Annotated in this window: 24 protein-coding genes and 1 tRNA gene; 20 read left to right on the top strand and 5 right to left on the bottom strand. The window is 55.2% G+C overall.

The window, feature by feature from the left end; all coding sequences use genetic code 11:
• Positions 1 to 148: 148 nt before the first annotated feature.
• On the bottom strand, positions 149 to 928 hold the full coding sequence (spo0A, locus tag H8S62_RS15070; RefSeq protein WP_173023920.1) for a sporulation transcription factor Spo0A: 780 nt from the start codon (positions 926 to 928) through the stop codon (positions 149 to 151).
• A 629-nt stretch (positions 929 to 1,557) separates the two neighbouring features.
• Positions 1,558 to 2,670, bottom strand: coding sequence for a SpoIVB peptidase (gene spoIVB / locus H8S62_RS15065; protein WP_155146137.1), 1,113 nt, complete (start codon positions 2,668 to 2,670; stop codon positions 1,558 to 1,560).
• Between the two features lie 385 nt (positions 2,671 to 3,055).
• Between spoIVB and H8S62_RS15060 the strand changes: the two genes are divergently transcribed.
• From H8S62_RS15060 to H8S62_RS15050, 3 genes are all read left to right on the top strand, one after another.
• Positions 3,056 to 4,357, top strand: coding sequence for an AraC family transcriptional regulator (locus H8S62_RS15060; RefSeq protein WP_186920125.1), 1,302 nt, complete (start codon positions 3,056 to 3,058; stop codon positions 4,355 to 4,357).
• A gap of 43 nt (positions 4,358 to 4,400) precedes the next feature.
• Positions 4,401 to 5,033: a corrinoid protein gene (locus tag H8S62_RS15055; RefSeq protein ID WP_186920123.1), complete on the top strand. Its 633-nt coding sequence runs from the start codon at positions 4,401 to 4,403 to the stop codon at positions 5,031 to 5,033.
• A 213-nt stretch (positions 5,034 to 5,246) separates the two neighbouring features.
• Complete coding sequence (locus H8S62_RS15050) at positions 5,247 to 6,038, top strand: ZIP family metal transporter (protein ID WP_155146130.1); 792 nt, start codon at positions 5,247 to 5,249, stop codon at positions 6,036 to 6,038.
• 95 nt (positions 6,039 to 6,133) lie between these two features.
• Here H8S62_RS15050 and H8S62_RS15045 read toward each other — a convergent pair whose 3' ends face one another.
• Together H8S62_RS15045 and H8S62_RS15040 are read right to left on the bottom strand one after the other, a co-directional pair.
• Positions 6,134 to 6,694, bottom strand: a complete 561-nt coding sequence (locus H8S62_RS15045; protein ID WP_155146128.1) for a rhomboid family intramembrane serine protease — start codon at positions 6,692 to 6,694, stop codon at positions 6,134 to 6,136.
• Between the two features lie 10 nt (positions 6,695 to 6,704).
• On the bottom strand, positions 6,705 to 7,745 hold the full coding sequence (locus H8S62_RS15040; RefSeq protein ID WP_186920122.1) for an MBL fold metallo-hydrolase: 1,041 nt from the start codon (positions 7,743 to 7,745) through the stop codon (positions 6,705 to 6,707).
• Positions 7,746 to 7,802: 57 nt separating this feature from the next.
• Between H8S62_RS15040 and yaaA the strand changes: the two genes are divergently transcribed.
• The 4 genes from yaaA to H8S62_RS15020 all read left to right on the top strand — a co-directional run bounded on the left by yaaA (position 7,803) and on the right by H8S62_RS15020 (position 10,196).
• Positions 7,803 to 8,546: a peroxide stress protein YaaA gene (gene yaaA, locus H8S62_RS15035; RefSeq protein ID WP_186920120.1), complete on the top strand. Its 744-nt coding sequence runs from the start codon at positions 7,803 to 7,805 to the stop codon at positions 8,544 to 8,546.
• Positions 8,547 to 8,598: 52 nt separating this feature from the next.
• Positions 8,599 to 9,117 carry a DUF6512 family protein gene (locus H8S62_RS15030; RefSeq protein WP_186920118.1) on the top strand — a complete coding sequence of 173 codons (519 nt, stop codon included), beginning with the start codon at positions 8,599 to 8,601 and terminating at the stop codon, positions 9,115 to 9,117.
• 104 nt (positions 9,118 to 9,221) lie between these two features.
• Positions 9,222 to 9,298: transfer RNA gene (locus H8S62_RS15025), tRNA-Arg, on the top strand.
• A 262-nt stretch (positions 9,299 to 9,560) separates the two neighbouring features.
• Positions 9,561 to 10,196: a recombinase zinc beta ribbon domain-containing protein gene (locus tag H8S62_RS15020; RefSeq protein WP_186920116.1), complete on the top strand. Its 636-nt coding sequence runs from the start codon at positions 9,561 to 9,563 to the stop codon at positions 10,194 to 10,196.
• A 31-nt stretch (positions 10,197 to 10,227) separates the two neighbouring features.
• Here the strand turns inward: H8S62_RS15020 and H8S62_RS15015 are convergent, their stop codons facing one another.
• Positions 10,228 to 11,058 carry a LysR family transcriptional regulator gene (locus H8S62_RS15015; RefSeq protein ID WP_186920114.1) on the bottom strand — a complete coding sequence of 277 codons (831 nt, stop codon included), beginning with the start codon at positions 11,056 to 11,058 and terminating at the stop codon, positions 10,228 to 10,230.
• A gap of 153 nt (positions 11,059 to 11,211) precedes the next feature.
• Between H8S62_RS15015 and H8S62_RS15010 the strand changes: the two genes are divergently transcribed.
• From H8S62_RS15010 to H8S62_RS14945, 13 genes are all read left to right on the top strand, one after another.
• Complete coding sequence (locus tag H8S62_RS15010; protein ID WP_186920112.1) at positions 11,212 to 12,000, top strand: EFR1 family ferrodoxin; 789 nt, start codon at positions 11,212 to 11,214, stop codon at positions 11,998 to 12,000.
• A gap of 25 nt (positions 12,001 to 12,025) precedes the next feature.
• Entirely contained in the window at positions 12,026 to 13,813 is a 1,788-nt protein-coding gene (locus H8S62_RS15005) for a prolyl oligopeptidase family serine peptidase (RefSeq protein WP_186920110.1), read from the top strand.
• Positions 13,810 to 14,976 (top strand): iron-containing alcohol dehydrogenase, encoded by a 1,167-nt coding sequence (locus H8S62_RS15000; RefSeq protein ID WP_186920109.1) that lies wholly within the window; start codon positions 13,810 to 13,812, stop codon positions 14,974 to 14,976. Before H8S62_RS15005 ends, H8S62_RS15000 begins: the two co-directional genes overlap by 4 nt.
• A 12-nt stretch (positions 14,977 to 14,988) precedes the next feature.
• Complete coding sequence (locus H8S62_RS18175; protein ID WP_243255744.1) at positions 14,989 to 16,221, top strand: flavodoxin; 1,233 nt, start codon at positions 14,989 to 14,991, stop codon at positions 16,219 to 16,221.
• 14 nt (positions 16,222 to 16,235) lie between these two features.
• Positions 16,236 to 16,775, top strand: a complete 540-nt coding sequence (locus H8S62_RS14985) for a flavodoxin family protein (RefSeq protein ID WP_186920107.1) — start codon at positions 16,236 to 16,238, stop codon at positions 16,773 to 16,775.
• 13 nt (positions 16,776 to 16,788) lie between these two features.
• The gene (locus H8S62_RS14980; protein WP_186920105.1) at positions 16,789 to 17,112 is read left to right on the top strand and encodes a carboxymuconolactone decarboxylase family protein; all 324 of its coding nucleotides are present in this window, start codon (positions 16,789 to 16,791) and stop codon (positions 17,110 to 17,112) included.
• Positions 17,113 to 17,125: 13 nt separating this feature from the next.
• Positions 17,126 to 17,977, top strand: a complete 852-nt coding sequence (locus H8S62_RS14975) for an aldo/keto reductase (protein ID WP_186920104.1) — start codon at positions 17,126 to 17,128, stop codon at positions 17,975 to 17,977.
• A gap of 16 nt (positions 17,978 to 17,993) precedes the next feature.
• Positions 17,994 to 19,109 (top strand): alpha/beta hydrolase, encoded by a 1,116-nt coding sequence (locus tag H8S62_RS14970; RefSeq protein ID WP_186920102.1) that lies wholly within the window; start codon positions 17,994 to 17,996, stop codon positions 19,107 to 19,109.
• Between the two features lie 18 nt (positions 19,110 to 19,127).
• On the top strand, positions 19,128 to 20,846 hold the full coding sequence (locus H8S62_RS18580; RefSeq protein ID WP_186920101.1) for a flavodoxin: 1,719 nt from the start codon (positions 19,128 to 19,130) through the stop codon (positions 20,844 to 20,846).
• A gap of 233 nt (positions 20,847 to 21,079) precedes the next feature.
• Positions 21,080 to 21,715 (top strand): recombinase zinc beta ribbon domain-containing protein, encoded by a 636-nt coding sequence (locus H8S62_RS14960; protein WP_186920099.1) that lies wholly within the window; start codon positions 21,080 to 21,082, stop codon positions 21,713 to 21,715.
• Between the two features lie 70 nt (positions 21,716 to 21,785).
• On the top strand, positions 21,786 to 22,373 hold the full coding sequence (locus tag H8S62_RS14955; RefSeq protein WP_186920097.1) for a KilA-N domain-containing protein: 588 nt from the start codon (positions 21,786 to 21,788) through the stop codon (positions 22,371 to 22,373).
• Between the two features lie 121 nt (positions 22,374 to 22,494).
• Complete coding sequence (locus H8S62_RS14950) at positions 22,495 to 24,558, top strand: ATP-dependent nuclease (RefSeq protein ID WP_186920096.1); 2,064 nt, start codon at positions 22,495 to 22,497, stop codon at positions 24,556 to 24,558.
• Positions 24,543 to 26,492 carry an ATP-dependent helicase gene (locus H8S62_RS14945; RefSeq protein WP_186920094.1) on the top strand — a complete coding sequence of 650 codons (1,950 nt, stop codon included), beginning with the start codon at positions 24,543 to 24,545 and terminating at the stop codon, positions 26,490 to 26,492. The genes H8S62_RS14950 and H8S62_RS14945 overlap by 16 nt, the downstream gene beginning before the upstream one ends.
• The last annotated feature ends 94 nt before the right edge of the window (positions 26,493 to 26,586 follow it).

Raw genomic sequence — 26,586 nt, 5'->3', positions numbered from 1 at the left:
GGCCCGGCCCGGGTTTTGATTCTACCGCCGAAGAGACGGATTGTCAAACTGAGTTTTTGCCTGGGGCCAAATCAGCGGCTAGAAAGCACAAAATATAACAGGTTGCCCCAATTGGGGCAACCTGTTATAATATGGAAGATTCAAGAATTTATTTTTCCTTCCGCTGGAGCTGGAGGCGGTCGGCAATCATGGCGATGAACTCGCTGTTGGTGGGCTTGCCCTTGACGTTGGAGACGGTGTAGCCGAAGTACTTCTGTAGTACGTCCAGATCGCCCCGGTCCCAGGCCACCTCGATGGCGTGGCGGATGGCCCGCTCCACCCGGGAGGCGGTGGTGTTGAAGCGCTTGGCAACCTCCGGATAGAGGACCTTTGTGACGGCGTTGATGACCTCCATGTTCTCCACGGCGATGATAATGGCCTCGCGGAGATACTGGTAGCCCTTGATATGGGCGGGAACGCCGATTTCGTGGATAATGCCGGTGACTGCGCTCTCCAGGCTCTGGCTCTGCTCCCGGAGGCCGGAGTGAGAATCGCCCTCACTCTGGTCGGCCTGACGCAGGGAGGCGAGCTGGCGGATGCGCTCCAGCACGGTGCTGATTTTACAGGGCTTCATGAGGCAGTAGTCCGCGCCGCCCGCGGCCACATGGCTGGTCATGCTGAGATTGGCAAAGCTGGAGAGCACCAGCACCCGGGGCCGCGGAGAGAGGGCGGTCAGCTCGGTAAGAACCTCAAGACCGTCCATCTGGGCGAGAATCAGATCCATCGCAACCACGTCGGGATTCAGCTCGCGGACCAGGGAGATAGCCTCCTTGCCGTCGCCGGTGGCGCCCACCAGCTCCATGTCCGACTCCTCCGCCAGAGCGTCCGTCAAGAGCCTGCGGAACTCCTCGCCCGCATCCGCAACCAGAATCTTTATCGTCTTATCCACTACACTCGTCCTTTCCTGTTAAAGCGTCATCGCTTCTTCAAATCCATCGTATGGCCATCGCGTATTTACCGGTTGCCTATAATTTACCATAATCAGACAGCGAACGCAAGAGGGAAATGACAATTTCTGGATAAAATTGATTCGACTTCCGTCGACTGCAAAAGTCGAAGAAATTTGACGAAAGAGCGGGATTAAAGGAAATCATTGTCTATTTTTGCAAATAAACTGTAAAAAGATGGATGTTATTGTTGCCGGGAGAGGGGCATTAGTGCCTTTCGGGGTAACTATTACGACCATGCTATGGCAGGGAGTTTCTTCACTATTCTCAAAATGGGATGCATCTACCGACACAAGCTTGCTTCCTTTGAGGAGGCCAAGGACATGGTTGCCTGCCCGCTTCATCTATTTCAACAACCATGAGCGCGTGCAGTTAATAACCGGAGAGGCGCCGCTCTCGCGGCGCCTCTCCATTTAATCCTGGCGTTTTCCTACAGGGGGCTTTTTTGTGCTGTCCGAATAAACTGGAGCTTTCAAGCTCTGTTTTACACCAAGGGCATTTTATCTATTTTATGCTATTAGCAGGACTATTCATGGCACCGCTTTTTGCCTGTTGTCTTAATCGGATTTTGTCAGATATGCTCGCTGGCCTCGGCGGCCTGGGCCAGCATATTCTCCGCCAGGATGCCGTAACCGCTGGTGGGGTCGTTCACGAGTACGTGGGTGACAGCGCCTACCAGCTTGCCGTCCTGGAGGATGGGGCTGCCGCTCATACCCTGGACGATACCGCCGGTGGCATCCAGCAGGCGGGAGTCCGTAACCTTGAGCATCAGATTGCGGGTATCGTTGTCGTTCTGAGGATAGACGCGGGTGATCTCCACCTCGTACTCCTCCACCTTATCGCCGGCGATGTTGGAGAGAATGGTGGCTTTGCCGGTCTTCACGTCGCTGCGCTGCGCCACCTCCACCGGCTTCGCGCCCGCGGCCAGGCTCTCGTCGGTGAGCTGGCCGAAAATGCCGCTCTTGGTGTTGGCGTAGAGATCGCCCATATCCCGGCTGACCTGGAAGGTACCATGGAGCTCGCCGGGGGCGCCGCAGGTTCCCTTCTTCACGTCGCTGACCTCGGCATACATAATGGAGCCGGAGGATAACGGCATCAGCAGTGCCGTATCCACGTCGTTGATGCCGTGGCCCAGGGCTCCAAAGACGCCTGCCTCCGGGTCGTAGAAGGTCATGGTGCCGATGCCGGCCATGGAGTCCCGAATCCATGCGCCCAGTTTATAGGAGCCGTCGGGGCTGCACTTGGCGGCCTGGACGGTCATCTGGACCTGCCTTCCGTCGCGCATAGCCCGGATACTCAGCTTGTCATCTCCTACGGTCTGCAGGATCTCCTGTACTTCTTCAATGGTATCTACTTCTTCGCTGTTGATGTGGGTTATAATATCGCCCTCCCGCAGGCCGCAGTCCTTGGCGGGGGTCAGCGACCCGTCTGCGGTGGGAATCTCCGACAGGCCCACGACCAGAACCCCGTCGGAAAAAAGCTTGATGCCCACCGCCCGGCCCAGCGGGATCACCGTCCGTACCGCGCCGGATGACGCGGATTTTGACGCCGGCACCGCCTGCGCAGCTGAAGCCGGTCCGCCTGCTGCGCCCAATGCGAAGGCCGCGGCGAGACATACCGCCAGCAGCCGGGCCAGCGGGAGGGCGAATGACGCCCAGTGTGGACTTTTCTGTTCCTCCTTCATGCAACCACCCCTTTAAATAAATCAAAAATGAAAACGGCGCGCCTCAAGCGCCATCTTTAATATGGCCGATCCGCCGTGAAAAAAGCGCCGTCCGCACTGCCAATGAAACACACCTTTGGATGGAAGAAAAAACCGATCCACGCGCCGCAGGGCTTTCAAAAATCATGCTGACGGTTATTTCCCCGATTGCAAATATCCTGCGCTTTTTCCGTGGAAGACTTTTCTTTTTCCCGCATATGTGCTAGACTAAGAGATAAATAAGACGGCTGATTTTGAAACATTTTTGATGTGAAATGCAAAAAAACATAATAAAATAGCCGAATTAACGCGAGTGACAGCGGGAAATTACCATTTGCGCGAATTTGTTCCAACGAGGGGGCAGAGCATGGAGAAACCGGCGATCCGGGAGAAAGAGGCGGCATTTGACCTGAACGCGGCGCGGACGGCGGCGGAGTCCTTTGCCTGTGCCTGCGGCGTGGGCTGCGCCCTCTTCGACACCCGGGGAAATCGAATGTATGATAAACGGGACCGGGACGGCGGCTGCGCCACCTGCCGGGCCGTCGCGGCCCGGCGCGGGGAGGAGCTGGGATGTGAGGAGCTCCACCTCTACGGGGCCTTTCAGGCCGAGCGCTTCGGAGGGCGGTACATCTACTTCTGCCCGTCGGGGCTGTCCTACTTCGCGTCCCCCATCCTGGTGGGCGGCGAGGTGGCGGGATTCCTGGTGGGCGGGCCGGTGCTCATCATGGACGTGGAGGACTACCTGGCCGGGAACACCCAGAGCGAGCGCCGGCTCACCGACGAGGAGATGGAGCCGCTGCGCATCGCCCTGGAGCAGGCGCCCAGAGCGGAGCCGGCGCGGTTGTCGCATATGTCCAGCCAGCTCTTTGCCACGGCGGTCTACATAGGAGATAATTCAAATGCGCTCTTTGCCCACCGGGACGCCACCGAGCAGCAGCGGGACATCGGTGTGCAGATTCAGCAGCTGAAAATCGACGGCGCGGCCCCGGCGTACCCGCTGCCCAAAGAGCGGGAACTGGTCCACGCCATCACCGAGGGGGATCAGCCCACCGCCCGTCGGCTTTTAAATGAAATGCTGGGGCACATCCTCTTTCTCACCGGCGGAGATTTCCAGCTCATGCGGGCCCGGGCCATTGAGCTGATGGTGGTCATCTCCCGGGCTGCGGTGGACGGAGGCGGCGATATCGATCAGATTTTCGATCTGAGCCGGCGCTACCTGGGTGAGGTGGACACCCTGCGCACTTCCGAGGACCTGATTTTCTGGCTGACCCGGATTATGGAGCGGTTCTCCGAGCTGGTGTTTAATCTGGTGGACATCAAGCACAAGGACATCATCTACAAGGCCATTGAATATATCAAGCGGGGCTACCGCGGAAAGATTACGCTGGACGATACCGCCCTGCACGTGGGGCTGTCCCCCTCCTATTTCAGCAAGGTTTTTAAGGAGGAGATGGGGACCACCTTCAACAGCTACCTGGGCGAGCTACGCGTGAGCAAAAGCAAGGCCCTGCTCCTGACCACCGACGCCACGATTGTGGAGGTCTGCGAGCAGTCGGGCTTTGAGGACCAGAGCTATTTTACCAAGGTCTTTAAAAAATACACAGGCGTCACGCCGGGCCGCTTCCGGGAGCGCCGGGGCCGGCCGGACAGCGAGATTGATCCGGGATAGGGCAATGCGCCGCGATGATTTTAAATGCAGGGAGACTGACAACATGGATATTTTAAACGAGATTTCGCAGGCTATGCAGAAGGGGCGGGCCAAGCTGGTCCGGGAATTGGTTCCCAAGGCCATGGAGGAGGGAATCTCCGCCAAGCAGATCCTGGAGGAAGGGCTGCTGGCGGGCATGAACATCGTGGGCGATAAATTCCAAAACAATGAGATTTTTGTCCCCGAGGTGTTGATAGCAGCCAGGGCCATGAACGCGGGCACGGAGCTGCTCAAGCCCTATCTGGCCGACGCCGATACCCGCCCGATGGGAAAGGCGTGCCTGGGCACGGTGAAGGGCGACCTTCACGACATCGGCAAGAACCTGGTGCGCATGATGTTCGAGGGCAAGGGCATTGAGGTGATCGACCTGGGCGTGGATGTGAGCGCGGAGACCTTTGTCCAGACCGCCATTGAGCAGGACTGCGATATCATCGCCTGTTCCGCCCTGCTGACCACCACCATGCCCGTCATGGAGGAGGTCGTCCGCAGGGCCGACCAGGCTGGAATCCGTGACAGGGTGAAAATTATGGTGGGCGGCGCCCCCGTGACTGAGAAATTTCGCGCCTCCATCGGCGCGGACGTCTACACCGCCGATGCGGCCAGCGCAGCCAATGCCGCCGCCGAGATTTTGAAATAAACACAAGACCCCCGGCGCACTGTGCGCCGGGGGTCTTGTGTTTTTCACCGCGCTCCGGCGCGCGTGGGGCGTTGACAACGCCGGGGAGATGTGCTATGGTTTGGATATAGTTAGTGAAGACTAACCGTGGGCATGAAACAGGGATAGCCCGGCGCGCCTGCGCGCATAATAGATAGAAAGACCGCGCTGTTCTGGCGCGGGTGAGGTGAATCCATGAAAACATTGCTGTGGGCGGCCGGGGGCACCGGCTTTACATTTTTGATGACAACCTTGGGAGCGGCGGTGGTGTTCTTCTTCCGCAGGCAGGCCACCGCGATGGCCCAGCGGATTTTCCTGGGCTTCGCCGCCGGCGTCATGACGGCGGCGGCAGTCTGGTCCCTGCTGATTCCCGCCATTGAGGAGGCCGAGGCGGCGGGAATGGTTGGCTGGATCCCCGCCGCGGGAGGGTTTATCGTGGGCGTTGGGCTGATGATCGCCCTGGACGGCCTGCTGCCCCATCTCCATCCGGGGGCCAGGGAGCCGGAGGGGGCCAAGTCCAAGCTGAAGCGGACCAGCCTGCTGATCTTCGCGGTTACGCTCCACAATATCCCGGAGGGCATGGCGGTGGGACTCTCCTTCGCCCTAGCCGCGCAGCACGGGGAGGACCCGGCCCTCTACGCCGCCGCCATGGCGCTTGCCATCGGCATCGGCATTCAGAACTTTCCCGAGGGCGCGGCCGTGGCCCTGCCTCTGCGGCAGGAGGGGGCGAGCCGTGGACGGGCCTTCCTCTACGGAAGCCTCTCCGGGCTGGTGGAGCCGGTCTTCGGAATCCTCACCGTGCTCATCGCCGGGACCATCCAGCCGCTGATGCCGTGGCTGCTGTCCTTCGCCGCCGGGGCGATGATCTATGTGGTGGTGGAGGAGCTGATTCCCGAGGCCCACCTGGGGGATCACTCCAATATCGGCACCCTGGGTGTGATGGGCGGCTTTCTGGTGATGATGGTTCTGGACGTGGCGCTGGGGTAGACGGGTGCTGCGGGAATGGGGGCACGGCCGAGAATATGCGACAATATTTTTCAAAGAGCCGCGGCGGGATTTTCTCCCGCCGCGGCTCTTTGAAATTATAGCTTTTTCCGTGCCACCAGGAAGCCGAAGGCGGTGCCGCAGGCGCCGCCCACCAGATGCATGAAGTTGGCCACGTTGCTCTGGACGAAGAGGGCGGCATAGACCTCCTTGCCCATATAGAGCAGGGCCACCAGGATGAGGGTGATGGGGACGGAGCCGTTTTTCATACCCGCCAGAGAGGAGAGCATGATGAGCATGAACACGATGCCGCTGGCCCCCAGCAGGAGCGTACCGGGGAAGAAGAGGCACTGGAGCGCGCCCGAGATGACCGCCGTGAGCAGAATGCCCACCAGCAGGGTCTTGCTGCCGTACTTCTCCTCCATGGGAGGACCCACCACGAGGAGCAGCAGCATATTGCCCATAAAGTGATCCCATCCCGCGTGGCCCAGCACATGGCCGAAGAGCCGCACGAAGAAGAGGGGCGTCATCGGAGAGCGGTAGACTGAGAAGAGATGGGTGTTGGTCCAGCCTCCGGTGGCGAGGCCCAGGAGAAGGGCGGTCAGGGAGACGAGGAAAAAGGTCAGGATGACGGGAGAGTTATAGTGCAGCTTTTTCATTTACGACACCTCACGGCTTACAGTTTCCGCAGGGCTTGTACCCGGCGGCGGCAGCCTCGTCCCGGCTGCTGAAGACAATCTGGTTTTTCTCCGCGGGGAGGTTGGAGCAGGTCTCGGTATGGAAGGTCTTGGAGCGCACGTTGCCGATGTATGCTGACTCGGCCGCGCCGTCCCGGCCGGGCGCAGGGGCGGCGTCCGTCTCCGTGGTGAACGAAACCGTGGTTCCGTCGCTCACCGCCACCACCGTACCCTGCCGGTCGGTGCGGTAGACGGTGCAGTCCGCGTCCCTCAGGCGGCTGAGGGTATCATCTGAGGGGTGGCCGTAGGAGTTGCCCTCCCCCGCGGAAATCACGGCGTACTCCGGCATGATTTCCCGCAGGAAGGGGTAGCTGGTAGAGGTGTCGCTGCCGTGGTGACCCACCTTGAGGACGGTGGCGGAGAGATCGGCGCCGGCGTCCAGCAGATCGGCCTCGGCTGTGCGCTCCATGTCCCCGGTGAAGAGGAAGGAGGTCTCGCCAAAGTCCACACGGAGGACCAGGGAGGTGTTGTTGGTCTCGGAGTATTCCTTCACCGGACCCAGTACGGTCACCCGGGCCTCGCCCAGGGAGAAGGCATCTCCTGGAGCAGGAATCTCCACCTCCAGGCCCTGGGCGGAAGTGTACTTGAGAAAGTCCCGGTAGGCCTTGGAGTCGTACTCGGTGACGGGGGAGTAGACGTGGTTTGCCGTGCAGGCGTTCAGCGGTCCGGAGAGGCCGCCCACATGGTCTTCGTGGGCGTGTGTACAGACCACATGGTCCAGGGTATCCACACCCTGGGATTCCAGATAGGACACCACCAGACTGCTGTCGGCCACGTTGCCGCCGTCGATGAGCATGGACTCGCCCCCGCAGAGCAGCAGGGCGGAGTCTGCCTGACCCACGTCGATAAAGTGGACGGCCAGTGTTGAGCCGTCCGTGGGCGGCGGGGAGGAGGGGGTGTGGGTATCCCCACAGGCGGAGAGGGGGAGGAGCAGGGCAAGGGCCAGCAGAAAGGCAGAATATTTCTCTCGCATGGGAACTCCTTTGGAAGTATAATGTCATCAAAGATTATAACCCACGGAGGAAGAAAAGTGAAGATCATCATTTCTCCCGCCAAGAAAATGAATGCGGATTTGGACAGCCTGCCGCCCCGGGGATTGCCGGACTATCTGGACCGGGCGGAGGCTCTGGCGGCGTATCTGCGGGGACTTACCTATCAGCAGCTGAAAAAGCTTCTGGCCTGCAACGACCAGATTGCGCAGCTGAACTTCAGGCGCTATCAGAGCATGGATTTGCGGCGGGATCTCACCCCGGCCATTCTGGCCTACGAGGGAATCCAGTACCAGTATATGGCCCCCGGCGTCTTTACCGCCGGGCAGTACAGGTACATAGAGGCGCATCTGCGGATTCTCTCTGGGCTGTACGGTATTCTGCGGCCCTTTGACGGCGTGACGCCCTACCGGCTGGAGATGTGCTGCAAGCTCAGGACGGATTTCTGCGCCTCCCTCTACGACTACTGGGGGGAGCGCCCGGCGGCTGCCTTGACGCGGAAGGACGGCACAGTGCTGGATTTGGCCTCGGAGGAGTACAGCCGGGCGGTACGGCCCCATCTGGACAGGAAGATCCGCTGCGTCAAGGCGGTGTTCGGACAGATGATTGGCGGCAGGGTGGTGGAGAAGGGCGTCTATGTGAAGATGGCCCGTGGAGAGCTGGTCCGCTGGATGTCCGAGCGGGAGACGGAGGATGTGGAGGAAATCCGGCGCTTTGACCGCCTGGGCTACCGCTATGAGGCCGCCCTCTCCGACGATGCCGCTTATGTTTTTATTAAGGAATAAAGAGCGTGTGGACGCGCATACCCTCTATTGAACAAAAAAGGGGGTATCGCCCATGCCGCGCCTCAGTAAAAACACACTCATCGCCTTTGTCGCCGCCACCCTGGCGGGAGCCTGCCTGCACTTCGTCTATGCCCTCGCGCCCAATTTCGTCACCGCCGTCTTTTCCCCCGTGAACGAGAGCCTGTGGGAGCATGTTAAGATCATTTTCTGGCCCTTCCTCGCCACGGCCCTGCTCCTCACCCGGAGGGGGGAGAAGGGATGCCGGGGGCCGTGGCTCCTCTCCCTGCTGATGATCTGTGCCGTGATGCTGGGCGTGGGATACGTCTATCACGTGAAGGCTATGGGGGAGTCCCTCGTGTTCGACGTCGTCCTCTATGTCCTGCTTATGGCGGCGGGCTTCCTCCTGGCCTTGATGCTGGACCGCCCTGCCGTCCGTAAACGCACCGATTTGCTGACGCTGATGGTTCTGGCTCTGGGGGTGGGACTGGTGCTTTTTGCCTTTCTTCCGCCGGACAATATACTTTTTACAGACCTCTCCGGGGTCAATACCTGGGCCAGAATCCCCTGCTGAGCGGGACGCGGCGGAAAAATCGAATGAAAAAATAAAAGAGCCCCTTTACAAATTGGGAAAAGGTTGATATAATAATCAAGCGCCTCTGAGAGGTGCTTGATTACGCGCCCGTAGCGCAATTGGATAGAGCGTTAGATTCCGGTTCTAAAGGCTGGGGGTTCGAGTCCCTTCGGGCGTACCAACAATACAGACCTGTTTTTTATTGAAAGATAAAAGACAGGTCTGTTGCTATTTTATAACATTGTTCTGGAAAACCGCTACATAACGATCGTGTTTCGCCACATGTGAAAATAATTTATCTGTTTTTTAATATGGCCTTTGTTCAATTCAGCTTCTAACCATACAGTCTTCGGATGCCTTTAAACACACTGATGTTCGTGTTTGGTGGCCATTTTAATTATAAGGTACCTATGCGTGCCATTTAGGAGAAAGGACGGCCAATCATGGGATATATCCCGTATGGATTTGTGCAGAAACCCGTCGGCATTTTCGTCGAACCACAGCAAGCAAACGTAGTAAAGCAAATCTATCAGCGATATCTGGAGGGTGACAGCCTTGAAGGTATCGCTGATTTTCTTTTTCAGGAGAGTATCCCCTCCCCGCAGGGAAAAGAGCGGTGGACCCGTCCAGTAATCAATAACATGCTCTCCAATCAAAAGTACGTCGGCTACATTATTGATTTTGCAGACTTCTTCATGGTGCAAGGAGAAAAGAGCAAACGCAGTAATATAGACGAAGACACAGGCAAACGAAAGGCCGCCCGGTACAGTTCTCAGAACGTACTGAGCGGCCTTGTAGTTTGTGAAGAGTGCGGCGCCAACTACCGCCGAATCACCCGACCTTCCGGGGAGGTTGTCTGGCGCTGTGCCAACCGTGTGGAACATGGAAAGCGGATTTGTAGAAGAGCACCAACTATTCCGGAGGAAAGGCTTAAAACTGCCCTTTGCAAATTTCTTAGTCTGGATGATTTTGATGAACAGATGATTCAAAAGCATATAGAACGGATCACCATACAAGCAGAAGGAGTTCCTTATATACAGGATTATCAGCTGCATGAGCGTGGCATGGCGCTTCTATAGAGGGCTGCCCTGCTATAGGATAAGCAGCCACTCAAGGGAACATGGTCAAAAACGTCTTTCGTTGGTCCTTCTTACAGACAAGATAGTAAACGACCTGAACTTCCGGGTCTGTGATTGGGATGGTCACTCGGTCTTTGGGCGGCGGCGACTGGGAGGCGAGGTCGGTGGCGAAGGATGGCAGCACGGAATTTTCGACCAGTTCCATAAAGGAATAGCGCTCTGTTTGCAGCAGGAAGCGGGAATCCGGCATTTTTTCACTGACGAGATCGTACCAAAACCCGATGTCCTGAAAGAGCAGCATATTTTCACCGTTCATATCCGAAAGAGAGAGTTGCTGCCTTTTAGCAAAGCGATGCTTCTTCGGCAGGCAGAACAAGAGATTCTCCCGCGCGAATTCTTGACTAAAAAACTCAGGGTCGTCCGGACGCGTGGGGAACAGGACGAGCTGATAGGTGCCGGCCCTGAGTCCCTCCAGCAGCAGGGGCAGCTTTTTGATCTCGGTGGCAATCGTCGCCTCCGGGTGGGCATAGGACAGCCTGCGCACCAGATCTGGGAGCAGCACCGGCGTACAGGCCCCGACGGTGATTGTGCGGTTGGCCCGGTCAAATTCCCGGACCCGGTGGAGCATCCCCTCCGTCTGCCGGAGCACCAACTCCGCCTCCTGGGCTGCCAGACGGCCGGTCTCGTTGAGGATGATGCGGTTCTTCGTTCGGGCAAACAGAGGGACGCCAAACTCCGATTCTATTTTCTGCATACTTCTCGTGAGCGTGGACTGGGAAATATGGAGCCGCTCCGCCGCCTCGGACAGCGTACCCACATGATGAAACGTGACAAATTGATGCAATTCACGATAGTCGATCATGGACCCGCCTCCTCTCATTATGTATAGTATCCTACATTCTCGGTAGAAAGGCAAGTAGCTCAGATTGCATTTTGTGAAATCTGGATTGCAGGATTGATATTGTACATTTGGGCAATTTCTTTTTATACTGAATACAACAGGAGGCGCAGAGAGATGGTATTTTATTTCACAGGAACGGGAAACAGCCTGTACATCGCCAAAAAGCTGGACGCCGCCCCCATCAGCATCCCACAGATCATCCGGCGGGAGAACCTGACCTTTCGGGCGGAGCAGATCGGTATTGTCTGCCCCATCTACGGCCACGAGATGCCCGCCATGGTCAAGGAGTTCCTGCAAAAGGCCACCTTCCACACCGATTATTTCTATGTGGTACTGACCTATGGCAAACGCCACGCCAATGCAGTGGAGCTGGCCGACGCCGCCATGGTCAAGGCGGGCAAGCTGGCGGACTACGTCACCACCCTGCTGATGGTGGACAATTTCCTGCCCGTCTTTGACATGACTGAGGAGACGGCTCTGGAAAAGCATGTGGAGGAAAGCCTTGCTGCCATCCAGGCAGACATTCAGGGGAAAAGACGCTGGCGGCAGGAAGTGACCGACGCCGACCGGCAGACCCACCGGCAATACCTGGATTCGGTGAACGGCCAGCCGGAAACCGTGTGGGCAGCCTATCAGGTCACGGACGCTTGTATCGGCTGCGGCATCTGCACCAGAGTGTGTCCGGCCGGGTGCATCCATCTGGAACACCAAAAGGCGATCCATACCATCTCAGGCTGTCAAGCCTGCATGGCCTGCATCCACGTCTGCCCGGAGGGGGCGCTGGTACTGGACCTGCCCATGAAAGAGCCCAACCCGGAGGCCCGCTACCGGAACGAGCACGTCAGTCTGGCGGAGCTGATCGCCGCCAATGAGCAAGCCGCTCAAGGCGCCCCAGCCAAATGATGGAGATATGGAAGTGAGGCGCGGAATGAATTTTATGACACTGGTTTTGACAGGAGCGCTTTTGCTCTCCGCCTGCGCCGCCCCTATGGAGCCTCCGGCGCAGGATACGGACAGCGCCCCTGCCGTGACCCGGCCCGCTGATGAAGTGGATGTCTTTCAGGACGAGAGCGCCTATGTCACCGGGGGCGATCAAGACTACGAGGACTTTACGCTGGACCATGTACTGCACTCGGACCGCCATGCCGACATCCACTACAATCTCTACGTTCCGGAGTCCTACGACGGCAGCCGCCCCTACGCCATTTTCTTCACCTTGCCCGGCTGGGAGGGGCTGTACTTCCAAGGAGTGGGGATGAACATCCGCGCGGAGCGGTTCGGCTTCGAGGCACAGAAGTACCACACCGATATGATCGTGGTGGCGCCCCAGCTCTCCGGCTGGGGCGAGACCTCGGCGGACGAGACCATCGCCCTGGTGGAGTATTTTTTGAGCCACTACAACATCGACCGGGAGCGGGTCTATCTCAACGGCTTTTCCGGAGGCGGCGAGACCCTGTCCCTGGTCCTTGCCAAGCGGCCCGAGCTGTTCACCGCCGCGCTCCATTGTTCTTCTCAATGGGACGGCGACCTGGCCCCTCTCGCGGAGAGCCGGACGCCGCTCTATCTGGTCATTGGGGAATCCGATGAATACTACGGCTCCCAGCCTGCGGCCCAGGCGTATGACGCCCTCCGTGCCCTCTATACGGAAAAGGGGCTGACGGAGGCGGAGATCAGCGCGCTGCTGGTGCTGGATGTCAAGGACCAGACGTACTTCACCAGCCGGGGGCTGACCAACCAGCACATGGGCGGCGGCCTGTTCGCCTCTGACGAGGAGATCATGGGCTGGCTGTTCGGCCATGGGGAAAAAGAAGATGTGATTTCATTGACTTCGGAAACGGCGACTGCGGATGTGGTGGCGCGGCCCGCCTTTGAGGGCTTCGGACAATTCCTGTTTCCGCTGCGTTACAATACTCTGAATACCGGCATGACCCTCTCGGAGATCGACAGCCTGCTGCCCTACCACGACCACATTCGGGTGGAGACCACCATCGACGTGTTGACCGCCATGGAGGATAATGCGGTTTCCGGGGCGCGGATTTTTTATGACATCTACTCCGACGTGGAAAAGGCCGCTGATCCCATCAAGGAGAATACCGGGCTGTTCTTCTTTCGGGGGGACCCGGACGCGCCCTTTGCCATTGTAAGCGCGGGCGGCGGATTCTCCTATGTGGGCTCCATCCACGAGAGCTTCCCCCACGCTTTGGAGTTGAGCCGCCGGGGCTACAACGCCTTCGCCCTCCAATATCGCACTGGCGGCGCCGACGTGGCCTGTGAGGACTTGGCGGCGGCCATCTCGTTTGTCTTTGCCCACGCCGGAGAGCTGGGCGTCTCCACCGAATGCTATTCGCTATGGGGCGGCTCGGCGGGGGCGCGGATGGCGGCCTACTTAGGCTCCTACGGCCCGGCGGCCTTTGGCGGAGACGACCTGCCCAGGCCCGGAGCTGTCGTCATGCAGTACACCGGCCACAGCGACTACACAAAAAATGACCCGCCCACCTATGTCTGTGTGGGCGAGGATGACGGCATCGCAAGTTGGCGGACGATGGAACAGCGGACCAACCATCTCAAGGCCTTGGGCATTGAGACGGAGTTTCACAAATATCCTGACCTGGGCCACGGCTTTGGCCTCGGCATCGGCACCTCGGCGGAGGGGTGGCTGGATGACGCATTGGCCTTTTGGCAGACACAAATCGAAACGACAGGGGGAACGGTATGAACAATTTTGTTTTTGAAAACAGTACCAAGGTCTATTTTGGGAAGGGCTGTGTGGCGGAAAATCTGCCCGCGCTGACCGCTGCCGCCCGCACGATCCTGTTGGCATACGGCGGCGGCTCCATTAAAAAGAACGGCGTGTACGACGAGATTACCGCCATCCTGCGCTCCACTGGCAAACAGGTGGTGGAGTTTGACCGGATCATGCCCAACCCCACCTACGAAAAGGTGCTGGAGGGTGCGGCGCTGGTCCGGGAAAACCAAGCGGACCTGATCCTGGCCGTGGGCGGCGGCAGCGTGATGGACTGCTGCAAGGCCGTTTCTCTGGCGGCGGCGTATGACGGGGATGTGTGGCGGGACTTTTGGGCCAAGCCCGGCATCATCGACTTCCAGACTGTCCCCCTGGGCGTGGTGGTCACCGTATCCGGCACCGGCAGCGAGTGCAACGGCGGCGCGGTCATCACAAACCAGAAGGTCAAGGTCAAGACCGGGCGGGATTACCCCGCGCTCAACGCCCGCTTCGCCCTGTTGGACCCCGCCTACACGCTCTCAGTCCCCAGAACGCAGATTCTCTCCGGCGGCTTTGACACCCTCAGCCACATCATGGAGATTTACTTCAGCCCGCCAGACACGGAGAACGTCTCCGACGATCTGGCCGAGGCCCTAATGCGGGGCGTCATCCGCGATCTGCGGGCGGCGGCCAGGGACCCGCGGGACTATGCCGCCCGCAGCAATCTCATGTGGGAGGCCACCATGGCGGAGAACCGCGTTCTGAAGCTGGGCAAGCAGACCGACTTCCAGGCTCACATGATGGAGCATCAGTTAGGGGCCTACACCGACTGCAACCACGGCCTGGGGCTGGCGGTGCTGCACCCGGCTTACTACCGGCATATCTGCGAAAAAGGCACGGTGAAGTTCGCCCGGTTCGCCGCCCGTGTTTGGGGCATCGACCCGGTGGGCAGGAGCGAGGCCGAGCTGGCCCGCGCCGGAGTGGAGGCTCTGGCGGATTTTATCCGCGAACTGGGCCTGCCTGCCACGCTGCGGGAGCTGGGCGTGAGGTCGGAGACGCCGCTGAAAGAGATCGCGGATTCCGTCCCCCTGACCCCCGGTGGATACGGGAAACTAACCCATGCGGAAGTTCTGAACATATTCAAAGCCTGTTACTAAGGAGGAACCTCTATGAGACGAATTACCGCCCTGCTTTTGAGCCTGACCATGCTGTTCGCCCTCGCCGCCTGCGGCGGTCCCCAGGCGGAACGGCCCGGCGCCCCTTCTCTCACACCAGAAACGACGCCAGTTCCCACGCCGGAGGCATCCCCCTCCGAGACCCCGGTGACTGACGGCAGCCGTATCCTGGTAGCCTATTTCTCTGCCACCGGCAACACGGAGACGGTGGCAGGGCATCTTGCGGAGACGCTGAATGCCGACACCTACGCCATCACCCCAGAGGCCCCCTACACCTCCGACGACCTCAACTGGAGGGACGAGACCAGCCGCAGCGTTCAGGAGCATAACGACCCATCCATCCGCCCGGCCATCAGCGGCGGCGTGGAGGACATGGCCGGGTACGATGTGATTTTCCTGGGCTACCCCCTCTGGTGGGGCGACGCGCCCCTCATCGTCCGCACATTCCTGGAGAGCTACGACTTGACCGGGAAGACCATTGTGCCGTTCTGCACCTCCTCCAGCAGCGGGTTCGGTGACAGCGGCAAAAACCTGGAGGAATTTGCCCCGGACGCCCTGTGGCGGGACGGGGAACGCTTTACCGGTAGTTCAACCCAGGATGAGGTGGCGGAGTGGGCGGACAGCCTGGGCCTCGCGGCAGACAATACTTCCGTTTCCGCCAATAGCGGAGACGGCAATATACTGGTGGCCTATTTCTCTATGCCGGAGACCGCCGCCCCCAACAACATGACCCAGGACGAGGAGCAGAGCACCGTGGTCATAGATGGCGAGATACTGGGAAACACGCAGTATGTGGCCACTGTCATCCAGGAGCAGACCGGGGCGGACCTCTTCCGCATCGAACCGGCGGAGCCCTATCCCACCGACCACGATACCCTGGTGGAGCAGGCGTCGGAAGAGCAGAAAAACGCAGCCCGTCCGGCGATCCTGGGGCGGGTGGAGGATATTGGCCGGTACGACACGATTTATCTGGGCTACCCAACCTGGTGGAGCGATCTGCCCATGATCCTCTATACGTTCCTGGAGGAATACGACCTGTCCGGCAAAACCATCGTCCCCTTCAACACCCACGGCGGCAGCGGCTTTGCCGACACGCTCGCAACCATTGCCGATTTGCAGCCACAAGCTGATGTGCTGGAAGACGGCTTCACCGTGTCCCGGAACGATGTACAGGAGGCGGAAAGCGACATCATTGCCTGGCTGAATGGGCTGGGTGATATGAAATAAAGGAGAAGAACACAATGAATAAAAGAGTATTGATTTTGTCTGGCAGCCCCCGCAAGGGCGGCAATTCCGATCTCCTGTGCGATGAATTTCTGCGGGGCGCGCAGGAGAGCGGCCATCAGGTGGAGAAGATTTTTCTCCGCAGTAAGAAAGTGGATCCCTGCAACGCCTGCTATCACTGCAAGAAAAGCGGCGGGAAGTGCGCTATCCAAGATGATATGGGCGAGATTCTGGACAAGATGCAGCAGGCCGATGTGATCGTCATGGCCAGCCCCGTCTATTTCTACTCCATCGACGCCCAGATGAAGGCGGTGATTGACCGCTCGGTAGCCCGGTGGACGGACATCCCCAATAAGGAGTTCTATTACATTATGACCGCGGCTGAGGACACGGATACCGTCATGGACTGCACGCTTGAATGCTTCCGGGGCTTCGCCGCCTGCCTGAAGGGCGCGCAGGAGAAGGGCGTCATTTACGGCAAGGGCGTGTATGAGGCCGGGGCCGTCAAAGGCCTGCCTGTAATGCAGGAGGCCTACGAGATGGGCAGACAGGTGTGAAAGGAGTACCCCTATGGAAAAGGTAACGGCAGGCAGAGACGCCATGGGGGACTTCGCCCCCAAGTTCGCGCAGCTCAACGACGACGTTTTATTTGGAGAGGTCTGGAGCCGGGAGGAACAGCTCTCCCCCAGGGACCGCAGTCTCATCACAGTCTCCGCGCTGATGGCCAGTGGGATTCTGGACAACTCCCTGCTCCACCACATCCAGAGGGCCAAGGCCAACGGCGTCACACAGGCGGAGATGACCGAGGCCCTGACCCAGCTGGCCTTTTACGCCGGGTGGCCCAAAGCCTGGGCGGCGCTCCGTATGGCAAAAGAAGTTTACGAGGATCAATAGGAGGAATATGAGCATGGAATATATCAAATTGCAGAACGGTGTCAAAATGCCGCTTGAGGGCTTCGGGGTGTTTCAGGTGCCCGATCCGGCGGTCTGTGAGCGGGCGGTGCTGGACGCCATTGCCTGTGGCTATCGGCTTATCGACACCGCCGCAGCTTATGGGAACGAGGAGGCCGTCGGCAGGGCAATCGCCAAATGCGGCGTGCCCCGCGAGGCGCTGTTTATTACCACCAAGCTGTGGGTCCAGGACGCAGGCTGTGAAACAGGCAAGAAAGCCCTTGAAACCTCGCTGCGCAAGCTGGGCACTGATTATATCGACCTCTACCTTATCCACCAGCCTATGGGCGACTATTACGGCGCGTGGCGCGCCATGGAAGAGGCTTACAAGTCCGGGAAAGTAAAGGCCATCGGCGTGTGCAACTTTTATCCCCACATCCTGGCCGACTTCTGCGAGACCGTGGAGATCAAGCCCATGGTGAACCAGGTGGAGCTCCACCCCTTCTTCCAGCAGGAGAGCGCCCTGACACTGATGCGGAAGTACGGCGTTGTCCCTGAGGCCTGGGGTCCCTTTGCCGAGGGTGGCCACGGCATCTTTGCCCACCCTGTTCTCACCGCCATCGGGGAGAAATACAGCAAGTCCGCGGCCCAGGTGGCCCTGCGGTGGAACGTCCAGCGGGGCGTGGTGGTCATCCCCAAGTCCGTCCATAGAGAGCGGATGGAGCAGAACATGGAAATCTGGGACTTTGTCCTTTCAGAGCAGGATATGGCGGACATCGCGGGATTGGACATCGGACACAGTGAGATCGTGAACCACGCCGACCCGGCCTTTGTCAAGACGCTCCATTCCATGAAGCTCCACGACTGAACAAGGAGGACTTTTCATGAAGAAAGCCCATAAAACCATGGCCCTTATGTTGAGCGGCGTTATCGCCCTCTCTCTCCTGACGGGTTGCGGCAACACTCCGTCGGCTCCCTCTGATCCTCAGCCCGGCGATCCTTCCGTCTCCAATGCCCTGGTGATTGCGGAGCAGGGCATCTTTTCCGCCGGAGGCATCACCATGACCTCCGACGGCGCCTTTGACCCGGAGAACCAGTGGGAGGAGTCCGGCGCGGGCCAGACCGCCCATGTTGACCACGCCAACGTGCTCTACCAGATTCCCAAAGACGAAACCGGCCTACCCATGGTATTCCTTCACGGCTACGGCCAGTCCCGCATGGGCTGGATGACCACCCCGGATGGGCGGGAGGGTTGGTCAGACCTGTTTTTGAAGATGGGGCACAGCGTCTGGTTGATTGACGAACCAAGGCGGGGTGAGGCCGGGGCCACCTCAGTGGCGGGCACCATCAGCACCAAAACTCTGGACCAGCGGTGGTATACGCAATTTCGGATTGGCCGCTGGGAGGATGGGCGGTCGGTTGCAAACGATGGCTCCCAGTTCCCCAACGATTCGGAATCCGTGGACCAGTTTTTCCGCCAGATGACCCCCGACACCGGCATGACCAACGATATGGGTGGGGATTTTGACAACGAAGTGGTGGCCCAGGCAGTGGCGGCGGCTATCGATGAGATATACGCACGCACCGGTAAAAACGCCATCCTGGTCACACACTCCCAGGGCGGAGGACCGGGCTGGACGGCAACCCGGCACACCGACCACATCGCCGCCATCGTCGCTATCGAGCCCGGCGGGGCTCCGGGGGCGGACAGCGTGGACTTCCAGACGCTTGCCGAGAAGAACATCCCCATCACCATGTACTTTGGCGACTACATCGACAATGGAGACCCGGCCATCCAAGCCACGGCCATGTGGCAGATGATGCGCCAGACCTGCTACGACTTCGAGACGGCCTACACCGCCCAGGGTGGTAACTGCACCGTGGTGGACCTCCCGAAGGAGGGTATCACCGGCAACGACCATTTCATGTTCCAGGACCTCAATAACGATGTGATCGCGGACCATGTGGAAGCCTGGATTCAGACAAACACGGCAGGATAAGGAATAGGAGTGAATCCAATGAAAAGACTGACACGAGTGACTACTGTACTGCTGGCGGTGGTAATGCTGCTGGCCATGAGCCTTCCCGCTTTCGCCGCTGTGGACGATACCGGCTTTACCGATGTGGCCGCGGACGCCTGGTACGCCGACGCAGTAGAGTACGTTCGGGATAAGGGACTGATGAGCGGCACCGGCGCCGACACCTTCTCTCCGGAGGCCACCACCAGCCGGGGGCAGATCGCCGCCATCCTCTACCGGGCCGCCGGAAGCCCCGCCGTGACGGGAGACAACCCGTTTCCGGATGTGGAAAGCGCCGCCTATTATACGGACGCCGCCCGCTGGGCCTCTGCCAGCGGTATCATCTCCGGCTATTCCAACGGCAACTTCGGCCCCAACGACCCCATTACCCGTGAGCAATTTGCCGCCATCCTGTGGCGCTATGCCGGAAGCCCGGCCGCTGACGCTGGGGAGGATTTCGCGGATGAAGATACCATTTTCCCCTATGCTTCTACTGCGGTGGACTGGGCCAGGGCCAACGGTATCATCAATGGCAAGGAGGGAAACCGCTTCGACCCTGACGATAGCGCCACCCGCGCCCAAGCAGCCGTGATCCTCCGCAACTACATGGAACTGGAGGCCGGACAGGCCGCCCAGCCTGACGGCTCCCGTGTCCTTGTGGTCTACTACTCCGCCACCGGCAGCACCGAGGCCGTGGCGCAGACCATTGCCAATACTTTGGGAGGCGACCTCTTTGAACTTGTTCCAACGGACCCCTATACCTCCGCCGACCTGGACTGGACGGCGGACGGCAGCCGGGTCAACCGGGAGCATGACGACGAGGCTTTGCGGGATATCGCCCTGACTTCCACAGAGGTGGAGGACTGGGAGGATTATGATACTGTGTTCATCGGCTACCCCATCTGGTGGGGCATCGCCGCGTGGCCGGTGGATGCCTTCATCAAGGCCAACGACTTTACCGGCAAAACGGTGATCCCTTTCTGCACCTCCGCCAGTTCCGGCCTGGGCCGGAGCGGCGAGCTGCTGGAGGAGATGGCCGGGACGGGTAATTGGCTTGATGGCCAGCGGTTCTCCAGCGGTGCGTCCAGCTCCGCCGTGGACGCATGGGTAAACGGTCTCAGACTGCCCGCCGTGTCCGATTCCTCCAATGAAACAAATCATTCCACGTTGGTGGTCTACTTCTCCATGCCTGAGACCATGCAGGCCGGGAATATGACTACCGAGGAGGACAACAGCACCGTGGTAATCGACGGTGAGGTGCTGGGCAACACTCAGTATATGGCCCAGGTCATCGCAGAGGAAACCGGCGCGGACATATTCCGCATTGAACCTGTGACCCCCTATCCCGCCGACCATAGCACTCTGGTGAATCAGGCGGCGGAGGAGCAGAAAGCAAACGTCCGGCCCGCCATTCTGGGAAGTGTGGATCTGGAAGATTACAACACCGTTTTCATCGGCTACCCCATCTGGTGGAGCGACATGCCCCAGATCCTCTACACCTTCTTTGACAGCTACGATCTCTCCGGGAAAACGGTGATCCCCTTCAGCACCCACGGCGGCAGCGGCTTTGCCGGGACGCCGGACACGATCCGGGAGTTGGAGCCGGACGCCAACATGCTGGACGGCCTGACCATCTCCCGCGACAGCATCCAAGAAGCCAGGGATAAGATCGTGGACTGGGCGAAAGGGCTGGACATCACATATGGCCCTGTTTCCTAATATCGATTTTGCAAGGTAGTGGCAACAAAACAGACCTGTTTTTTATTGAAAGATAAAAGACAGGTCTGTTGCTATTTCGGTCATAAAACAAGGAAATAAGGGACGAGGGAATGATATCCCCTAAAATGGAGGTCCCGATCCAGCTAATATATACAAATGAGTACCTTTAATCATCTCGCAAAAATAAATATAATGATATGTGCCTTTTGCGGCGCCAGAAAGGACAATTAATTATGGGATACATTCCATACGGCTTCGTGCAGAAGCCAGCCGGTATTTTCATCGAGCCTCAGCAGGCAAAAGTAGTCCAACAAATCTATCAGCGGTATCTGGCAGGCGACAGCTTGGAAGGTATCGCTGATTTTCTTTTTCAGAACGGTATCCCCTCTCCGCAGGGCAAAGAGCGATGGACAAGGCCCATAATTAACTGCCTGCTCTCCAATGAGAAGTACGCAAAATATATCATTAGCTCTGATGACTATTCCACGGTGCAGATTGAGAAGGAAAAACGTAGTAATATAGATAAAGATACAGGCAAACGAAAGGCCACTCGGTACAGTTCACAGAACGTACTGAGTGGCCTTTTGGTTTGTTCGGAGTGCGGAGCCAACTACCGCCGAATCACCCGGCCTTCCGGGGAGGTTGTTTGGCGCTGTGCCAACCGCGTGGAGCATGGCAAAAGAATATGTAAGCATTCACCCTCGATATCAGAAGTACTGCTCAGAGAAGATATTTGTAAGCTTCTGGAGATGGACTCGTTCCATGAATTAAACGTAGAGAAGTTTACTGAAGGTATACACGTTCAGGAAAACGGTACATTGGAGATAAACTACAAGGAACAGGAATTTTCTCTAGTTATGAGGGGTTAAGGCTATCTTTGCAGTAACCTGTCTGGTATAATATCCCTATAATCGGCTTTGTGCGATTGAGGTGAATACATTGACGGAACGGGAAGCGCAAATCGAGGCTCTATGGACCTATGAGGTGGCCACGGAAAAGGTTCTGAGACGGTCTGTGAAGAAAGGGTACATCACTCAGGAGGAAGCAGAAGAATTCTCCGAAAAGCTCTTTGAGCAGCTCAACACAGATAATATCCCCGGCTTCCGACCTTCCTCACTGGGCGAGATAATGCGGATGGAAGACATTCATGTGAACCCCTTTGTATCCCTGACGGAAATCGCAAGGGAGAAGAAATCCTCCAGCCCCAGCTATCTGATTCAGAGCTGGCTGCGGAGCAGTACCACGATCGAATACCTGCGGATGTGGGAGAAAATCTACAATCCAAAATTTCAGGAAGATGCGTGTGAACAGCTTATCGAAACAGTTCATAAGACGAGTACAACTATGACGCCAAGTCTCTGGATAAACACTACGCATGCGTTAGGAATTAGGTCGAGTCGGGGCAGAGGTGGCGGGACGATAGCGCATCCGGAGATTGCGGAGGCTTTCCGAGCGTGGTTATTCCCGGAGTATATGTTGAGGCTGGTAAAATGGTATCGAATGTATCATCGTGAAGGTAACCTATAAACTCAAGAAGCAGCTGTATTCAAACCCTTAATACGGTTTACGGATTGGCATATTTCATTATCAAAAAGTTGTGTGGTTGTGGCGATATACAATAAATCTTAAAAGTGTTGGGGGCGTTACGATGTATATCCAAAAAATATCAATCAAGAACTATAGATGCTTTCAAGATTTTTCTATGGAATTTCAAAAGGGGTTAAATGTCATAATCGGTGCGAACAATTCTGGTAAGACAGGGCTGCTTTATGCCATACGACTCTTAAATGAACCGACTTTATCTGTTGATGATTTTAACAAAAATAATCTTATGAAATACGCTAAGCAATACCTTGAGGATGCTCCAAGGATTGAGATAGAATATGTCATTCGGCACCTGATTTCCGAAAATGATACAGAAGACGAAAGCATTATTCGTCTTCTTCCATTTTTGGGAATGGATAGGCTTAACGAAATCGTGTCCAAAGATAATGATGAAAATTTCCAATATGATATTACAGCTGTTATAAAAGCCGTTTGTACGCTTGATTCAAAGGTTCTTGGTGAATATAAAGATGCAGTCGCAAGTGTTTCAGATTTTATTGGATATATGACTGTACTTAAATCATTCATTCCAAAGTATTCTTGGACTTATTATAATGGCGCAAGTAATACTGAAGCGACCAAAAAAGAAGCTACAGAAATTTTTGACATTCGGTTTATTGGTGCTGAACGGACAAGCGATGCGGTCAGCAAGGAAACCCGTAGGGAGATCGACTCATTTGCTAAGGATCAAAGTAATTCCCTGTTAATAGAAAAGTTAAGAGATGATATCTCTGCAGAAATGAAACGACTGCTTCAATCTCCCCTTGAGAAATTATCAAAACTCTTTGAGAATGAAAATAATGATATTGGATTGGCCCGTGGAAACGTATCGATATCGCATGACTTGCGTCCTAATGTATCGGTCGGCGAGGCATATGTTACGGAGGTACGGGATACTAATTCGGATTATGTTGTTCCTCTGGATTACAATGGGCTGGGCTATAATAACTTGATTAGTATCTATATGCTGGTAAAACTCACTGAAATCCAAAAAGGACGCGATTTCCGTATTTTGTGCCTTGAAGAGCCGGAAGCACACTTACATCCCGCGATGCAGTATAAGTTGTTCAAGTATCTTCGCACATTAGATGAAACTGACAAACTTAATCAGCAGATATTCGTTACAACACATTCAAGTAATATTTCGGCGGTCGCAGGTCTTGATAATATGTATATGCTTGCACATGGAGAATCTGATTGCAGACAACAGGGTCTTGCTAAACTTTTTTCAGATAAAAAAGAATCAGAGAAAGCGGATGTAGGCGATAAGGCCGATACAGACACGAAGGAAACCAAGACTGAGAAAAGCGACAAGCAAACAGCTAAGGAGCATTTAGCTAAATTTCTTGATGTTACTCGGTCTGATATGTTATTTGCAGATAAAGTGATATTGGTAGAAGGAATTGCCGAAAAGCTACTGCTTCCGATGTTTATGGAAAAATGCGGCTGTGCTTATGAAGATGAGCATATTTCCATAGTAGAGATTGGCGGGAAGCATTTTGAACACTTTGTCGAATTGTTCAATGGCAATAACGTACACAAAAAAGTTCTCTGTATAACTGACAGGGATTTTTCATGGATTAAAGAGGACGGCGGTGTTAAGTTACTGTCTGACTTTGGAACGTATGCCGGAAGTGTCACGCCACACATCAAAAAGTTGCATGAAAGATTTCCAATCAGCAACTTCCATATTGTAACGCAAACGATGGGTGGAAGAACGTTTGAGGATGAGCTATTTCTTACAAATATGTCTGCGGATTTTGCAGACTTTGCAGTAGCTATAAAACTACTGTCATTAGTTGCGAATGACACTGTAACAAAATTATTGAAGGATCACAGCCTGAATTTTGCCGCTTGGGATACAAACCGGCCCAAAGCAGCTAACAGTATTGTGTCAGTACATCTTGATGTTTTTAAAGCTGCAATCAATAGAGATGCAGAACATGAAGAACAATACAAGCAACTGTTCTTTGCAGAACTATTTCTTTATTATGCAAAGAATAATAAGGGTGATGTGGCACTTAGTATATTAACTGATGATACACTTATAAAAGACATTATCGTGCCACAATATATAAAGGAGGGCTTGGAATGGCTGTTGAAATAATATCAAGCGATATTTTTACGCCCGAGCAACTAACAATGCACTCCAAAATCTTCGCAGGTCCTGGTGCAGGCAAAACACACTTTCTTGTTGAAAACGTGAAAAATATTGTTACAACTCATCCTTTTGTAGCTAAAAGCCGGACACGCAAAGTGCTATGTATCACCTATACAAATGCAGCAGTGGATGAAATTGTTCGCCGTTTGGACAGATACGCCGATTCCGTGGAAATACATACGATTCACGGCTTTATTATAGAACATATCATCAAGCCATTTCAGCAGGATTTGAGAGAAATCATAAGCGAGGAATTTGGAATAACGTTAGACGGGAAAGGTCAAATAACATCGCAGGTTGAAGGTTTAGGGATCTTGCATGGTATAGACAAAGCTGACATATTCAAATATATTACCGACAAAACTGCTGAAATCACAGAGCTGAGTTATAGTAAAAAAATCATGGGAGATGTACAAGTAAAAATTACAGACTATTTACAAGATGCAACATTATTCGCTTCAAAGAAAGCTGACGAAAAATTATCTGCGTCACCCAAGATTATCGATACTCATATACTGCCTATAAAGGCATACATTTGGTCTGTGGTGAAAAAGCTGACACACGATGAGATCCTATATTTTGGATATCGTATCCTTGAGCGAAATCACACTGCTTTGTACGCGACACGAGTAAAGTTTCCTTTTATTTTTGTGGATGAATTTCAAGACACAAATCCGCTTCAAACAATGCTGATAAAACTTATAGGCACTAAATCAACGGTAATTGGGATCATCGGGGATATAGCTCAGTCTATCTATAGCTTTCAGGGAGCAAAGCCATCTCAATTTGCTGATTTCGCTATGAGTGGAGAGCGTGAGCTTGCTCAATACGTTATCAATGACAACCGGCGCTCCACTACCAATATCGTAAATTTCTGCAATTATCTGCGTCAATCAGACCCGAATGTATCCCAGTGCAGCAGAAAGCCATATTCGGACGATGCGGCAAAGCTAAAAGCAGAAGCTAAAAAAGTGCACTTTATAATTGGGGAAAGCGATGCGGCTAAAGCTCAGATAGCTAATATTCTTGCAGATGGAGGCGTCGTTTTGACCCGTACATGGGCGGCGGCGTTTTCATATATTCGTGGAATAACGCCGGAACAGGTTGCTTGTCTGAAAAAGATTTATAACAGCTATTACACTTCGCCCATTGACATTCGCCGTGATATTGAAGAACATAACTTTGTGACTTGGGTAAAAGCATTCAAATGTATTTTTGGCCTGTGGAATGGCTATAGGACAGGCGCATTCATTGATGTTCTGAAAGCCTTTTCGATTTATGTGGATATCAATCACAAAAAGATAACACCAAAATTCATATCTCTGATTAAAAAACTTTCAGAGAATCTTTTTGCCAGCTTAAATGAAAATACAACTGACAAAATCACAGCGCACGTTATTGAAAATTTTAATGAGCAGATAAAAGACGAACAATATGCTAAACTTATAGACGTTTTAGGTGCAGGTTTCAAGATTCCTATTTTCGATGATGCTGACAAGGATGATTTAAAAGCAAATGTCCTTTCTCTTAATTGGCAAACTTCTTATAAATTATTTACTGAGGTGTTTTCTGCTGGTAGTAAGTATATGACGGTTCATCAGGCAAAAGGATTAGAATGGGAAAAAGTTGTTGTTAGCTTAACTCCTAATAAGGCATCCAATAAAGATAACATCACGCTTGAAGTAATGTATAGCAAGCCTTGTTTATTAGAAGAACAATCTGCGCAGGAGTTTACTCGAATGTATTATGTTGCTTGTAGCCGCGCTAAAGAAGACCTGTATATCCACTTGCCAAACGGGTTTCCCTCAAATATTATTGATAACGCAATAGGTGCGTTTATAGAGAAAAGTGGACAACAGATTGAATTTGAGTTTATATAAAAACAATTGAAAGTGGGGCAAGCGTTTTGACGTAAAAAACTATCCCCAAAACTCGTTAGAATTGGTTTATCTCAAAATCAGTCTATGTCAAGTT

The sequence above is a fragment of the Lawsonibacter faecis genome (assembly GCF_014287675.1).
GTDB classification, from domain to species: domain Bacteria; phylum Bacillota; class Clostridia; order Oscillospirales; family Oscillospiraceae; genus Pseudoflavonifractor; species Pseudoflavonifractor faecis.
Note: the sequence above shows the minus strand (reverse complement) of the source record. Positions and strands in the feature narration are given on the sequence as shown.

Coding starts and splice junctions, on each gene's coding strand:
- spoIVB (WP_155146137.1), bottom strand. CDS start 2,670: ATGAAGGAGGAACAGAAAAGTCCACACTGGGCGTCATTCGCCCTCCCG.
- H8S62_RS15060 (WP_186920125.1), top strand. CDS start 3,056: ATGGAGAAACCGGCGATCCGGGAGAAAGAGGCGGCATTTGACCTGAAC.
- H8S62_RS15055 (WP_186920123.1), top strand. CDS start 4,401: ATGGATATTTTAAACGAGATTTCGCAGGCTATGCAGAAGGGGCGGGCC.
- H8S62_RS15050 (WP_155146130.1), top strand. CDS start 5,247: ATGAAAACATTGCTGTGGGCGGCCGGGGGCACCGGCTTTACATTTTTG.
- H8S62_RS15045 (WP_155146128.1), bottom strand. CDS start 6,694: ATGAAAAAGCTGCACTATAACTCTCCCGTCATCCTGACCTTTTTCCTC.
- H8S62_RS15040 (WP_186920122.1), bottom strand. CDS start 7,745: ATGCGAGAGAAATATTCTGCCTTTCTGCTGGCCCTTGCCCTGCTCCTC.
- H8S62_RS15030 (WP_186920118.1), top strand. CDS start 8,599: ATGCCGCGCCTCAGTAAAAACACACTCATCGCCTTTGTCGCCGCCACC.
- H8S62_RS15020 (WP_186920116.1), top strand. CDS start 9,561: ATGGGATATATCCCGTATGGATTTGTGCAGAAACCCGTCGGCATTTTC.
- H8S62_RS15015 (WP_186920114.1), bottom strand. CDS start 11,058: ATGATCGACTATCGTGAATTGCATCAATTTGTCACGTTTCATCATGTG.
- H8S62_RS15010 (WP_186920112.1), top strand. CDS start 11,212: ATGGTATTTTATTTCACAGGAACGGGAAACAGCCTGTACATCGCCAAA.
- H8S62_RS15005 (WP_186920110.1), top strand. CDS start 12,026: ATGAATTTTATGACACTGGTTTTGACAGGAGCGCTTTTGCTCTCCGCC.
- H8S62_RS15000 (WP_186920109.1), top strand. CDS start 13,810: ATGAACAATTTTGTTTTTGAAAACAGTACCAAGGTCTATTTTGGGAAG.
- H8S62_RS18175 (WP_243255744.1), top strand. CDS start 14,989: ATGAGACGAATTACCGCCCTGCTTTTGAGCCTGACCATGCTGTTCGCC.
- H8S62_RS14985 (WP_186920107.1), top strand. CDS start 16,236: ATGAATAAAAGAGTATTGATTTTGTCTGGCAGCCCCCGCAAGGGCGGC.
- H8S62_RS14980 (WP_186920105.1), top strand. CDS start 16,789: ATGGAAAAGGTAACGGCAGGCAGAGACGCCATGGGGGACTTCGCCCCC.
- H8S62_RS14975 (WP_186920104.1), top strand. CDS start 17,126: ATGGAATATATCAAATTGCAGAACGGTGTCAAAATGCCGCTTGAGGGC.
- H8S62_RS14970 (WP_186920102.1), top strand. CDS start 17,994: ATGAAGAAAGCCCATAAAACCATGGCCCTTATGTTGAGCGGCGTTATC.
- H8S62_RS18580 (WP_186920101.1), top strand. CDS start 19,128: ATGAAAAGACTGACACGAGTGACTACTGTACTGCTGGCGGTGGTAATG.
- H8S62_RS14960 (WP_186920099.1), top strand. CDS start 21,080: ATGGGATACATTCCATACGGCTTCGTGCAGAAGCCAGCCGGTATTTTC.
- H8S62_RS14950 (WP_186920096.1), top strand. CDS start 22,495: ATGTATATCCAAAAAATATCAATCAAGAACTATAGATGCTTTCAAGAT.
- H8S62_RS14945 (WP_186920094.1), top strand. CDS start 24,543: ATGGCTGTTGAAATAATATCAAGCGATATTTTTACGCCCGAGCAACTA.